This window comes from Rhodobacteraceae bacterium IMCC1335 (assembly GCA_039640495.1).
In the GTDB taxonomy this organism is placed as follows: Bacteria; Pseudomonadota; Alphaproteobacteria; order Rhodobacterales; family Rhodobacteraceae; genus Thalassovivens.
This window is the reverse complement of sequence record CP046864.1, coordinates 1,627,153-1,640,735: the sequence shown is the minus strand read 5'-3', so window position 1 is coordinate 1,640,735 and position 13,583 is coordinate 1,627,153. Positions and strand designations below refer to the sequence as shown.

Here is a 13,583-nt window from a genome sequence, read left to right as displayed (position 1 = left end):
TGGCTTGAAACCGCGGTCCAGAGAAGAATCTTAAATTTGCTTAGGCACCAACAGCCAGAGCAACCGGTTCGTTTTGGCTGGGTTTGGGGTCTTTCAAAACATAGCCCCTGCCCCAAACCGTTTCGATGTAATTTTCATTCGCGCAGGCACGCGATAATTTCTTACGCAATTTGCAAATAAAGACATCTATTATTTTAAGTTCCGGCTCATCCATCCCGCCATATAGATGATTTAGAAACATCTCTTTGGTCAATGTGGTTCCCTTGCGCAGCGAAAGAAGTTCTAGCATTTGATATTCTTTTCCAGTCAGATGTACGCTTTTTCCATCCACCTCTACGGTTTTTGCATCCAAATTAAGTGCTATTTTACCTGTTTCAATGATCGATTGAGAATGCCCTTTCGACCGCCGGATAATCGCATGGATCCGCGCAACCAGCTCTTCACGGTGAAAGGGTTTGATCAAATAATCATCTGCACCAGAGCCCAGACCCCGAATTTTGCTATCTGTGTTATCATCGCCCGATAATATCAGTGTTGGCGTATCAATCCGCGCCAAGCGCAATTGTCGTAACACCTCATGCCCGCTCATATCCGGCAGTTTCAAATCTAGAAGTATCAGGTCAAAATCATACAGTTTGGCCAAGTCGATCGCTTCTTCGCCAAGATCTGTCGTATACACGTTCAAACTAGCATGAGATAGCAACATCTCGATACTTTTCGATGTTGTCGCATCGTCTTCAACCAATAGAATACGCATCAAAATCTCCAATACTTACGCGCGTCACCAAAGCTTCACCATAAAGGTTAACCACTCGTTACCATAACGTAATTAACTTAACTCTAGCGTGAAATATTGCTGCGCGACGTTATTTTTAAACCAGAGGGGCCATTGGTCGCCAAGCAATTCACCCAATCACAAAATTCTTCTTCGCTGATGCTGTAGGTTTCAAGAACTTCTTCTTGCGTCCGTAATTGATAAATTACGGCACGCACCACTGCCAATTTGCGCGAGGCCACCCACCGCGTTGTGTCCCGAGGCGGCAAATCCGCGTCGCTTAAAAGTGAGCCATCCGCAAGGCGCACCAACCCCGCGCCAGTTTTCATATCTTTTCTAAACCGCATAGTACCCCCTTTTCCCAAAGAAAAGATTGCGGTTAGGCGGCTTAATGTCTAATGAACCGTCACGATAAAAATGTTTAAAATGTGATCTTTTTAAACGTAAACAAAAAGGAACTCTCGTGACGGACTCGCCCCTCAATTCTTTAGGGTTTGCAAAACCGCCTGCGGAAACACGCGTCGTCGTGGCCATGTCTGGCGGTGTCGACAGTTCTGTTGTGGCCGCGCAATTGGCGAGTGAAGGCTATGATGTGGTTGGCGTTACCCTGCAACTTTACGATCATGGGGCGGCTTTGGCAAAGAAAGGTGCGTGTTGCGCCGGTATTGATATTCATGACGCGCGCCGCGTGGCTGAGAATATGGGTTTTCCACATTACGTGCTGGATTATGAAAACATCTTTCAAGAGGCTGTGATCGATGACTTTGCAGATAGTTATTTGGCCGGGGCAACGCCAGTGCCCTGCATTCGCTGCAATGAGCGGGTGAAATTCAAAGATCTGATGCAAACAGCGCGGGATCTTGAGGCGGATTGCATGGCGACCGGCCATTATATTCAGCGCAAACAAGGCCCAAATAAAGCCGAATTGCATCAGGCTGGCGATGCCACGCGCGACCAAAGCTATTTCCTATTCTCCACCACCCAACCTCAAGTTGACTTTCTGCGTTTTCCGCTTGGACATTTGACTTCGAAAGCACAAACACGCGCCTTAGCCCACAAATATGGGCTTGATGTCGCCAGCAAACCAGACAGTCAAGATATTTGCTTTGTTCCAGATGGAAATTATGCAGCGGTGATTGAGAAGTTGCGCCCCGGTTCCGCTGAACCGGGGGATATAGTGGGGGTGGATGGTACAATATTGGGCCAGCATCACGGCTTGATCCATTATACGATTGGGCAACGCAGAGGTCTGGGGATTGGTGGCTTAGCTGACCCGATTTACGTGATTGGCTTGGACGTTGAAAAAAAGCAGGTTATTGTGGGGCCAAAGCACTTATTGGCCGTGCGCAAAGTGCCCATTATGGGTATCAATTGGTTGGGAGATACTCCGTTTGCAGATCGGGCAGAATGGCATCTCTCGGTTAAATTGCGCTCTACGCGAGGGCCGAAAGAGGCGCTTGTAAAACCGCTCAGCGAGACGACCGGCGAAGTCGAACTTTTAAACCCCGAAGAAGGCGTTGCCCCAGGGCAAGCCTGCGTGTTTTATGACACTGACAGCACCCGTGTCTTGGGCGGTGGCTGGATCACCAAGCGCGCGTAAACGCAGATGCTTTTCAATCACATGAAAAGCTTTTAGGATCTAGAAATGAAGCAATTTCTTTTGATCGTTATTCTGTTATCCGCGATGGGAATAGGGGGATATTTTGCCAAACCTTATTTGGGCATGAACACCAAACCCAAAAACTGGCAAAATGGGCAGCAAGGCTATGTTCCTGCACGCCTTAAGAATACGTTAAACGGGCTCGGCAAAGGGTTTTAGCCTGTCACAATAACCGGCAGGCATAGATCTGCGATACATTTACGCTTTTATATTGGGTTAAAACTTTCGCAACGCAATAACAGCATTTAGACCACCAAATGCAAAGGCATTGCTGAGCGCCACGCTCACCGAGGCCTCCCGCGCAATGTTGGGCACAACGTCCAGCGCGCATTCCGGATCTGCCTCTTCGTAACCGATTGTCGGGGCGACAACGCTATCGCGCAATGCCATGATACAGGCCAAAAGCTCAACAGCCCCGGTGCCGCCGATCACATGGCCATGCATGGATTTGGTAGAACTGATCATCAAATCATCCGCGTGGCGCCCGAACACCGTTGCCACGGCTGCGCATTCGGTTTTGTCATTCGCAGCAGTGCCCGTGCCATGCGCATTGATATAGCCAACATCTTCTGGATTAAGACCTGCATTTTTTAGCGCACCCGCGATTGCACGTTCAGCCCCCTGTTTAGAAGGCATCACAATATCAGCAGCATCCGAAGACATCGCATAGCCGACGACTTCAGCCAGAATTTCGGCTTTGCGGGCCTTCGCATGTTCCAATTCTTCAAACACAAATATCGCGGCACCTTCGCCCTGTACCATGCCATTTCGATTGGCCGAAAAAGGGCGGCAGGCATCTCGGCTCATCACCCGCAACCCTTCCCAAGCTTTAACACCGCCAAAACAAAGCATGGATTCAGATCCCCCCGTTACCATTGCGGGCGACATGCCTGAGCGGACCAATTGAAAAGCTTGCGCCATGGCATGATTGGAGCTGGCACAAGCGGTTGACACCGTAAAGCTGGGGCCTTTCAAATTATATTCCATCGAAATATGGCTGGCCGCTGCATTATTCATCAGCTTGGGCACCACAAACGGATGCACCCGGTTCTTACCTTCTTCATATACGGCGCGATAATTATCATCCCAGGTGCTCACCCCGCCGCCAGCAGTGCCCAAAACCACACCGGATGTCGCGGCAAGCTCCCCGGTAAAGACCAATCCAGATTGCTCTAACGCCTCTTTCGCAGCCAATAAACTGAATTGCGTAAACCGATCATAAAGAACCAATTGCTGGCGATTGAACACCTCTTCGGGAGTAAAGTTACGAACCTGCCCTCCGATCTGAATTGACAACCGCTCTACATCGCGAAACATGACCGGAGCGATGCCGCAGCGCCCCTCACGCATCGCCTCGAACGTTTCTTTGACACTATGCCCAAGCGCGTTGATTGTGCCTGCGCCTGTAATCACAACCCTTTTCACGGCTTTTTTGCCACCAATTCTTGAATTCCGGCAATGATTGTTGCTACCGAAGAGATGTCAAACTCACTATTTTGGAGATCATTCGCGTTGAAGGGTATTTGAATGTCAAAGGTTTCCTCTATTGCGAAAATACTTTCGACCAGCCCCAGACTATCGATCCCCAAACTGTCTAAACTGCTATCTAAGGATACGTCTTCAACTTCAAGAACTGCAAGTTCCGCTATGATTTCAATGACTTTATTTTCTATATCCATGATTTCAACCTTCTAATTCTTATCCTTAAAAGATTCATCTTTTTGATTTAAAAACCGGGCTTTGAACTCTGCAAAATCGCGCATCAAGCGCGGCAAGCGGCGCAAGGCCTTATACGCCTCAAGGTGGCTATCCATCTTCATAGCCGGATAGCCCAGCATAACGCGCCCCGCAGGAACATTAGACAGCACTTTCGTTGCGCCGCCCGTGATCACGTGATCTCCAATAAATAAATTATCGCTCACCCCCGTTTGCCCGCCCAGCACAACATGTTTGCCAATTCGGGTTGATCCCGCAATCGCCACTTGCGCGCAAATCAAACTATGCTGATCGACCGTCACGTTATGGCCAATTTGCACCAGATTGTCGCATTTCACACCATCACCAAGGACAGTATCGCGGATTGTACCGCAATCAACGCATGTATTGGCCCCCAGTTCGACATCATCTCCAATCGTAACGCTGCCCAAAGAATGCACCCGTGCCCAGCTTTGCTGCTGAACAGAGGCGGTTTGATCGCCCAAGGTTGCACGGGCAGCCTCCACGCCCGAAATTTCTTGGGTCACGAACGAAAAGCCATCCGCCCCAATAACAACCCCTGGCTGCGCGATAAAGCGATCCCCAATCTTGACACGCGCGCCAATTTTAACACCCTCTCGCAGGCGCGCATGATCACCCAAAACGCTGGAAGCGCCGATATGACAATGAGGGCCTATCAAACAGGCATCGCCTAATTCAGCGTTTGGACCGATATAACTGAAAGGACCGATGCAAAGATTTTGTCCAAGCTTAGCGCTCGGATCAATCACTGCAGATGGGTGAATGCCCTGCGGCACTGATTGCCCGGGATCAAGCATCGCGGATAAACCCGACAAAGCAAATTTCGGGCGCGGCGCCAAAAGCGCAGCGCGCAATCCAAGCGCTTGCCAATCCGCCCCTTCGCGCAGCATCGCCATTTCAGCCGCTCCTTCGCCAAGTTGAGCTTCATAGGCGGGCGACATGGCCAGAGCCAACTGGCCTTGCTTGGCGCTACTGGGCTCTGAGACGCTGTGCACGCGCATGTACGGATCCCCCACCAGCGTAAGGCCGAGAGACGCCGCAATATCTTTAAGGGTATACGCGATTTTTTTTTCCATCTCAGATTGGTTTAGCCTTGCGTGGCCTCTAACGCCAGCCCTGCCATCCGTAAGGCCTCAAAAATACGCGCATCGCGGCCATAAATATCCCGTCTGAACCCAATCCGTCCGTCATATTCTGCAACGGCGGTGCGATAAATAATGTGAACAGGAACTGGATTCTTGAGGATAATGCTGGCCTCTTTGCCCGCATCTAAAAGTCGAAAAAAATCGCCAACGGGATCATAGCTTTGATCTGACAGAAGCTCAAAAGCAAAATCAAAAGGCTGATGCAGGCGGATACAACCATGGCTGAAAGCCCGCGTCTCTTTCGCGAATAAGGCTTTAGACGGCGTGTCATGCAAATAAATGTTATGCGGGTTGGGCAACATAAACTTTACCAACCCAAGCGCGTTTGTTTGCGATGGCAGCTGCTTTAAATCATAAGGGAAGCTGTCTTGATCATAGGCCAAAAAATCAACAAAGTCTCGATCAACAACCTGCCCGTCTTGATCATAAAGCGTAAGATAGCTATGCGCACTTGGATCTTCCTGTAGCTCAGGCAAATATTCATTTAGCGTGATCGATTTTGGAACATTCCAAGTCGGATTTATAACCATATATTCCATTACATCTGAAAACTCTGGACTGCGCTGATCATCAATATCCGCGCCCACGACCGAGCGGGTTTGAAATTTTACCGTGCCATTTTCTATAAGCTTGACCGTGTAATCAGTTAAATTCACCACAATTTGACGATTTTGTTGCGGATGATTAATCCAGCGTTCCCGCTCCATGGCAACTTCTATAGATTGCAAGCGCTGCGATATTGGAACGTTCAACTCAGCAATCGTATTGCTGCCGGCAATGCCATCGGGCGATAACCCGTGGTCTTTTTGAAAGCGTTGAAGCGCCAACCGCAAATCACCATCGAACCGCGCAGAAGCCGTGTGCTTCAAATAGCCCTGTGATATAAGTCGATCGCGAAGTTGAACAACCCGATCTCCCTCGGCACCTTTGGCCAGCCGCTCATCTAACAGAACCGGCCCCCACGGCGCATTCAGGCGCGCCTTAAGCAGTTTCTGCCGCGCCTTCATCAGATTCTTATAGGCGTCGCTTTGCGGTGGCAGGCTGTTAAAAACAGCTTTTGCTGGTTCTGAAACAACCCGTTGCAAAAGCTCGCTTGGATTAATGCGCGGCAGCTTGCGGAAAATCAATTCGTCTACTTTGCTTGGATTTAAAAGACCCGCATGGACGTCTTTTGCATATCGTAAAAACGCCATTGTAAGTTGGCCTTCTAAGATACCCAACTGCCTTCCATCTTGGCCGCGCTTTTTGAAAAGCCTTAAATCAGCCCTGTAGCGCCTCTTCGGCAACGCGTGCAAATCAGCCTGTTCAAGCGCTGTGAATAAAGCCGTTCGGCGCTCAGTAGCGGCTGGACCCTGCCCTATCCAGACGGGCCTGAAATTCCGGTTTTGGTAAAAATCTTCAACGGCTTTTTCACCAGCCACTTTTTCTAGCAAACCCAATTTAAACGCAAAATCAGTCAGCTCAGCCCGTAGGCTCTGCGTGAAAAAAATAAAAAAAATGACACATAAAAAACCCAATTTAATAAAAAATGATCTTTTTATCTGCTCAAGCTGCTGGCCGACCATCGCCTTTCCCACCCTTGGTATTTCACATATCTTTATATAGCATATGTAGTTGATTGGAAGCACAGATCACGTCACTTTTTGGTGACGGCTCTTTAAAAGTTATCAAAATTTCTAGGCTTTTAGATTAAAAAGACCGCATACCAACGGCAAAAATTGCCCTGAAAAAGGTCAGATACAAACTATCGGTAAATAAAATCTTGGCTAATGCTCTCTTTTATGGCAAGAAGCGTGGCGTGGGTGAACGGGTTTCGATCGCCTGGTAGAAATATGGACAAAGGGTTTTCGGGAATGGATCACACGCAAAACTGCACCGCGCTATCGCGACGCTTTTTGCTTGGTGCATTTGCAGCAACGCTCGTATCAGCAGCGCCTACGTTTTCGAAAGCGGCTGGTTTCCTGCGCAGATCAGGCGATATTCGTAGCCTGAATTTGTATTCAAAGCGCAGCGGCGAGCGGGTGAATACGATCTACTGGATTGACGGGCAATATATTCCTGAGGCTATCGACGAAATCAATCGCATTATGCGAGATTGGCGTCGCAATGAAATTAAGCAAATTGATGTGCGCACGATCGACATCATGGCAGCCAGTCACCGCCTTTTGGACACGGATGAGCCGTATCAACTGCTTTCTGGGTATCGTAGCGCTAAAACCAATGCGATGCTGCGCCGTCAATCGCGATTGGTGGCCAAGAAGTCATTGCATATCTCTGGGCAAGCTGCGGATCTTCGATTGTCATCGCGTTCAGTGCGGCAACTTTCCAAAGCTGCTAATTCTTGCAAGGCTGGCGGCGTTGGGAGCTATTCACGTTCAAATTTTGTTCATGTCGATTGTGGTCCCCTGCGCAGCTGGGGCAGATAAGCCCAGTTTAACCACCTGAGATGTTTTTAAGCGTTTCTCGTGGCAGCCGTATTAGATAGTTTTTAATAAAATCTGCTTCAAGTAACCTGTTTCAAATATTAAAATTCTATCAAAATCAAAATTTAAATCCCTAAAGCGCTAAACAAAATCGCCTGCGGTCGTTTCTATTCCTGAAGGAGATACGCAATGGCAGCTTTTGACCTTAACAGAACATCCGATCTATCGGCATCTATGACCTGTTCATCCGTTGCAGCCTCTCTTGAAGAGACCTCTTCCATTTTAGCCCAGGAAGCGCTGATCGAGATCGAAACGGGCGGTGCGTCAGATTCTCAGCCTTTGATCAATCCTATCTTGTCAAAGCTATTGATCAATCTGTTTCAAAAAGGCGAGTACGAATCTGTTGTTACATCTGCAGGACAGCTTTTGAGCGAGTTTCCCGAGTCAATCTTTCTTCACAATATTATGGCCGAAAGCTATTCGAAACTGGGCCATGACGTAAAAGCAATTTTCCATTATGAACAAGCGATAGAAATCAAACCCTGCCCCTCAGAGCAAAACATGCAACGGGACAACAAGGTCAACTATCACAACAACGTGGCCGTATCTCTCAAGTCGCTTGGATTGCTGGATAGATCAGAGCAGCATTTAAAAGCGGCTCTTAAGATCAACCCGCTCTTCTCGCCTGCCTATAATAATTATGGCAACCTATTGAACGATCGCGCCGATATTAAGGGCGCTCAGGATTGTTTTTTGAAAGCGATTGACATCGATGAAAACAGTTTTCGCGCCTATTGGAACCTGCATTCTACGGTAAGCGATGCAGAAACTGCCCAGGCGATTGTGGAAATGTGCCTTAAAGCAGAGCCCATGTATCGTGATGCAATTTTCACCCTAGCCGGTATGAACGCATTCAAGGGCGACCGAAGCCATTTTGACTCATTAATGAATAGCGAATTGTCTGACGATCCAATCTTGAAAAGCATCGAATGGGTGTTGTCTTTGAAAGAACAGCCCAGCTTACATTTTAACCGCTGGTCGATTTTTGACCTTGCTGTATCTTTATCAGACCGGTCACGTCCCTTTTATGAGTTTGGCGTTTGGATGGGAGACTCGTTCAGGTATCTGATGAAGAGTTATAAAAAAGGGTTTGGATTTGATACGTTTGAGGGCCTGCCCGCAGATTGGCGATCTGTTCCCAAAGGGTCATATAGCAGCTTTGGAAAAGTACCAGATGTCCCCGGAGGTGAGTTCATCGTCGGTGAGTTTGACAAGACTTTACCAAGCTTTTTTGCTAGCGAACGCACCAAAGCTGCGTTGATAAACCTTGATGCAGATCTATACGGATCAACCTTGAGCGCGCTTAAAAATGCGCGATCCGTCATAGATGAACAGACGGTGATCATTTTTGATGAATTGATTATCAACCAGGGTTGGCAGCAGGATGAGTTTAAGGCGTTAAATGAGTTTTGCGCGCTCTTTGATTTGCGATATGAAGTCCTCGCAGTGTCTCTTTATACCAAACAGGTGGTTACCCGAGTTTTACCCGCAAGTTGAGCTTACCGCTTCAATAAGAAGGGTCCGATTAAGCTCGAACTGGACCATGAGAGCGCAAGCAAATCGGGTCTTATTCCTGTCTTCGCCATTCTGACTGTTCAATTCCTAAAAGCACGCTTTTGAACACCGGATCGACGCAAGTCTTTGATCACGTTTATAAGCGACAGACGTGTTGAACCGCGCCCGCAAGGTAAGGCGGCGAAGCTGGCTGCTCATTTTCCTTTGGGCGGGCTTAATTTTGTATAATGCAAAGCATATGGGCCCAGCGGTTCTCGTTAAGGACAAAAGCTGGCCAAGCTCTGACATAATTTTAATCTGCGGTTAGACAGAGCTAGCCCCAAGCTTTTTAATTTTACGTTTCAATCACTAAATCAATGAGGCTTAAGAAAAGTTTCATTGTTAAAATGCGTTGCAATCGTATGTCTATTCTGAGCATCAATTTACGTATCATGAAATCACAAATAACAGCTTAAACACACGAAATTCGAGTTGAAAATCAAACAATTTCTATCGAGATCTAGGCATCTCAATTCAATTCTGGCTGACCATTTTCTTTTGCCGATCAGGTGAATTGAGACTCAAAATCAATAGCGCGAAAAGCTCATAACTCTAAAGAGAAAAATTTTTTAACTTGAATCTGGCCAGCTGACACAGTTTATCAGCTCAATGCCAGTGTTTGCAAAGCGGAGGCTGCGCCTGCACGACCCCGATATTTAAGGCAATCAGGCGTAGATTGAGGGCAAGGTCCATCGCGAAATCCAGCAGGATTAGTGCAACTTCGGGGCGTACTAAATTGCAGGCCATTAAAAAAGCATCTTCACGCTGCCCCTCCACAGCGTAGTCCAGAAAATTAACAAATCCCGATTCATCTCCGCCTAGGGATTTACAATTCACACAATTTAAAATGAAGGGTCTGTGGTCATGGCTAGAACAGATTGCAAACACGCTTTCAAACGCCGAAAACGCTTGTTTTGCGGGGGTTGGTCCTAAACTTCGTGAAAATTCATTCCAAATTTCCGCTTGCGCCTCTGGCCCCGCTCACCAAAGCCGCAAATACCGGATACAAAGCGCCTCATCAGGGGTTAGGTCTTGGACTAAGCCAACCGGCGCCGCCCCTCTGATACCTAATGGATTTTCTAACATGTGACACCTCTTCTCATTCAGACAATACCGACGGATCTTAGTAAGGCTTTTACCTGCTTGCGCGCCGCTGAAGCTGGGCTAGGGCTGCAACGAATTGCAAAAGAAAAAAGATCTCTTTAACAGAGCTTCATCTACCCCGGCCCAAAACCGCCCCTACCCGGCCGTGATTTAATTTGACAGGAACGCGGCGTGATAGGCCGGCCCAGCTTTAATACTGGGCCCAGCACGATGTGCTTACCCGTCAAAATCCACAACTTCAGTGATTTTCAAGGCAAGCTTGCGCCGCGCGGCCAATTCCATCAGATTCACATCATCTGCCTGAAAGCTACCCCAACCCTTAACCAATTCTGCTGGTTCGGTGTTCGGAGCGATTGGATATTCATAATTGGCAGTCGCATAGACTTCTTGCGCATCAGGAGATGTCAAAAACTCCATAAACTTAAGCGCGTTTTCTCTATTTGGCGCATGTTTTGCCATGGCTATACCGGAAATATTTACATGCGTACCGCCATTTTCAAACTTTGGAAACAACACATTGACGCTGTCTGCCCAAGATTTTTGTTCAGAATCCGCAAGCATGTTACCCATATAATAAGTGTTTCCAATAGAAATATCGCATTCACCCGCCCAGATGGCCTTAACCTGCGCACGATCATTGCCCTGAGGTTTGCGCGCCAAATTTGCCTTAACACCCTCAAGCCAAGTTTGTGCACCTGCCTCACCGTGGTGATAAATCACCGCCGACATAAGCGCCAAATTATAGGCATTGGTGCCCGAACGCGTGCAAAGCCTACCGCGCCATTTTGGATCAGCAAGATCTTCATAGGTTGTCACCTCGCCCGCAGCAACACGCTCTTTGCTTGCATAAACAATACGAGCCCGCGTGGTTAACCCAAACCATTCCTTGCCCGGATCCCGATACAGGCTGGGTACGTTCTCTTCCAGTAATGCGCTCTCAACCGGCTGCGTTAACCCCGCGTCTAACAAAGCCGCAAGGCGCGAAATATCGACGGTTAGCATCACATCAACAGGGCTGCGTTTGCCTTCTGCTTTCATCCGCTCGACCATACCTTTTTTAAGGTAAGCCGCGTTCACTTTGATACCCGTTTTTTTTGTGAACGCATCGGTAAGTGGCTTGATCAATTCGGGTTGACGATAAGAATAAACGTTCACGTCCTCGGCTTCAGCAGCGCTTGTGAGAACGAGACCTGCCGCGATCAGTTTTACAAAAGATTTCATGTCATAATTCCATATTTTTTCAGTTAATAGACCATCAATATATTTCTTGACAATTTTTGTAAAGAATAATTGTTGACAAAAATACTAAGAAAAAAATTCTTCCTCAACTCTTTTTGCAAAAAAAGAACCCTCCACATCTTCATAAAAAGGTGAAAATTAAATTTTAACAGATACTAATAGCTACATAATTGATACAACATATCCAAAAGCTATATTTATATTATGATAGAAATCTCTCGCATATTGACCACCGGCCTTATGGTTTGGGTGTTATTTTCCGGAGGCGCAATGGCCTATGAAGAGACAGAATATAAAATTTTGGAAACAAATGACGCGTATGAAATTCGTCAATATAAAGACCGGCTTGCTGTTCAAACCATTCAGGGTCACGGCAGCAATTCGGCATTTCGCCGATTGTTTTCGTATATTTCGGGCAGCAATGAAACCTCTTCGAAAATTTCAATGACCATTCCGGTCACGCAAACCGACCAAAACGGTACAACGCAAATGCAATTTTATTTGCCTCAAGCCTTTACCAAAGAAACGGCCCCAGCACCTTCACACGGCTCCGTAAAATTGGTTACGGTGCCCGGCGGATATTACGCGGTGATACAATATTCTGGCAGGTCTACCGACAAAAATTATCAAACTCGCGCTGCGCATCTTAAGCGCCACTTGCAAGAGGCTGGCGTGACGATCCTGGGCCCATCGATCAAGGCAACCTATAACGGGCCGCTAACGCCTTTTTTCATGAGACGGAATGAAGCCATCTACCCGATAGACTGGCAACCTTGATAAGACGTCTGGGTTGCCCAGCCAGCGCAGCGCTCCAAACGCATGTGAAGGTGAGGCAACCGTATATTGAAGCTGTAAAAGGGCTAATGGCTCATCAATACGGGTATTTCGGCGCCAAGCGAAATATCCTGTGTCACGCCCCCAAATAACCCTTCGCGAAGCGGCGAATGTTCGTAAGCGCCCATCACCAAAAGGCCAGCATCAACGTTGCGGCAATGCTCTACAAGAGTTTGCGAAATGGTCTTTTTAGACAGCGGTATCTCACTAATTGTAACGTTCCAGCCATGGTTTTTAAAAAGCTTCTCAATATCAACGCCTGGGGTTGCCTCGGCAAGCGGCATGCGCCCGATCGACACAAGATCAACATTATGGCCCGCTCTTAAAAATAGTTTAGCATCAGCCAGCGCCCGCGCCGCCGCCCGCTTGCCATCCCACGCAATCACGATGGTTTTATCAAAGCAATCCATGGGAGGATTTGATGGAAACACCAAAACCGGCCGCCCACTTTCCAGAGCAATTCGGTCTGGAAAAAGCTCTAAATGCGATAGGTTATGCGCAAAGCTTTTTTCATGCATTCCCAAAATTGTCAGATCAAACAGACGAGAATACCGCGCAACGGTGGTTTGAACAGATCCCCCGCTATTTATCCATGTTTTCTTTTCAGTTGGAACTAACTGACATATCTGATCAAATTTTTCTCGAATATCATCACTGGGGCTATCCGCAGCCTCCACGATTGCATCCTGCATTTTTTGTGGCATCCACGCCTTGTGCAACTGCCGCGATAAAAACGGATTGCCATGCGCAAATAAACCGGTGAGATCCGCATCAAAGCGCTGTTGAACCTGCACAGCGCCTTTCAACGCCGCATCGGATCCAGGCAAACCATTATAGGCCACAAGAATATTTTTAAGCATGTAACATCCCTCTTTCTAACGCGAACCTGAAGGTCTTAAACGCGTTTTAAACGCTGCCTGCGATACATCTTTTAAGATTTTGTGACATACCTCTCGTGCAGAGCGTAAGTTAAAGGTTTTTAAAAAAACCGCACTTTGATTAAAAATTACACTCTGAAATAAGGCAGGAAATCCCAAAATATGCCTTAATGA

13 protein-coding genes are annotated in these 13,583 nt (G+C 47.5%); 5 read left to right on the top strand and 8 right to left on the bottom strand.

The features are described 5' to 3' along the window. Positions 1-40: 40 nt before the first annotated feature. On the bottom strand, positions 41-757 hold the full coding sequence (locus GN241_07835; protein ID XAT57286.1) for a response regulator: 717 nt from the start codon (positions 755-757) through the stop codon (positions 41-43). A gap of 83 nt (positions 758-840) precedes the next feature. Beyond that, positions 841-1,122 (bottom strand): DUF1153 domain-containing protein, encoded by a 282-nt coding sequence (locus tag GN241_07830; protein ID XAT57285.1) that lies wholly within the window; start codon positions 1,120-1,122, stop codon positions 841-843. Positions 1,123-1,238: 116 nt separating this feature from the next. Here GN241_07830 and mnmA point away from each other — a divergent pair, with 116 nt between their 5' ends. Both mnmA and GN241_07820 read left to right on the top strand, forming a co-directional pair. Further along, positions 1,239-2,375, top strand: coding sequence for a tRNA 2-thiouridine(34) synthase MnmA (mnmA, locus tag GN241_07825; GenBank protein XAT57284.1), 1,137 nt, complete (start codon positions 1,239-1,241; stop codon positions 2,373-2,375). Between the two features lie 45 nt (positions 2,376-2,420). Then, positions 2,421-2,594: a hypothetical protein gene (locus GN241_07820; protein XAT57283.1), complete on the top strand. Its 174-nt coding sequence runs from the start codon at positions 2,421-2,423 to the stop codon at positions 2,592-2,594. Positions 2,595-2,651: 57 nt separating this feature from the next. On the opposite strand, the gene GN241_07815 is transcribed toward GN241_07820, so the two are convergent. The 4 genes from GN241_07815 to GN241_07800 are packed head-to-tail and all read right to left on the bottom strand — an operon-like array spanning position 2,652 to position 6,882. Next, on the bottom strand, positions 2,652-3,860 hold the full coding sequence (locus tag GN241_07815) for a beta-ketoacyl-ACP synthase II (GenBank protein XAT57282.1): 1,209 nt from the start codon (positions 3,858-3,860) through the stop codon (positions 2,652-2,654). After that, on the bottom strand, positions 3,857-4,114 hold the full coding sequence (locus GN241_07810; GenBank protein ID XAT57281.1) for an acyl carrier protein: 258 nt from the start codon (positions 4,112-4,114) through the stop codon (positions 3,857-3,859). The genes GN241_07815 and GN241_07810 overlap by 4 nt, the downstream gene beginning before the upstream one ends. Positions 4,115-4,126: 12 nt before the next feature. Next, positions 4,127-5,248 carry a UDP-3-O-(3-hydroxymyristoyl)glucosamine N-acyltransferase gene (gene lpxD / locus GN241_07805; GenBank protein ID XAT57280.1) on the bottom strand — a complete coding sequence of 374 codons (1,122 nt, stop codon included), beginning with the start codon at positions 5,246-5,248 and terminating at the stop codon, positions 4,127-4,129. An 11-nt stretch (positions 5,249-5,259) separates the two neighbouring features. Continuing rightward, positions 5,260-6,882 carry a L,D-transpeptidase family protein gene (locus GN241_07800; protein ID XAT57279.1) on the bottom strand — a complete coding sequence of 541 codons (1,623 nt, stop codon included), beginning with the start codon at positions 6,880-6,882 and terminating at the stop codon, positions 5,260-5,262. 288 nt (positions 6,883-7,170) lie between these two features. Between GN241_07800 and GN241_07795 the strand changes: the two genes are divergently transcribed. Together GN241_07795 and GN241_07790 are read left to right on the top strand one after the other, a co-directional pair. After that, positions 7,171-7,743: a DUF882 domain-containing protein gene (locus GN241_07795; GenBank protein ID XAT59217.1), complete on the top strand. Its 573-nt coding sequence runs from the start codon at positions 7,171-7,173 to the stop codon at positions 7,741-7,743. A 186-nt stretch (positions 7,744-7,929) separates the two neighbouring features. Then, on the top strand, positions 7,930-9,297 hold the full coding sequence (locus tag GN241_07790; protein ID XAT57278.1) for a hypothetical protein: 1,368 nt from the start codon (positions 7,930-7,932) through the stop codon (positions 9,295-9,297). 1,377 nt (positions 9,298-10,674) lie between these two features. On the opposite strand, the gene GN241_07785 is transcribed toward GN241_07790, so the two are convergent. Further along, a complete protein-coding gene (locus GN241_07785; protein ID XAT57277.1) occupies positions 10,675-11,679 on the bottom strand; it encodes an extracellular solute-binding protein in 1,005 nt (334 codons plus the stop codon). Positions 11,680-11,901: 222 nt separating this feature from the next. Between GN241_07785 and GN241_07780 the strand changes: the two genes are divergently transcribed. Next, positions 11,902-12,474, top strand: coding sequence for a heme-binding protein (locus GN241_07780; GenBank protein XAT57276.1), 573 nt, complete (start codon positions 11,902-11,904; stop codon positions 12,472-12,474). A gap of 83 nt (positions 12,475-12,557) precedes the next feature. Here GN241_07780 and GN241_07775 read toward each other — a convergent pair whose 3' ends face one another. Then, positions 12,558-13,391 (bottom strand): universal stress protein, encoded by an 834-nt coding sequence (locus GN241_07775; protein XAT57275.1) that lies wholly within the window; start codon positions 13,389-13,391, stop codon positions 12,558-12,560. Between the last annotated feature and the right edge of the window lie 192 nt (positions 13,392-13,583).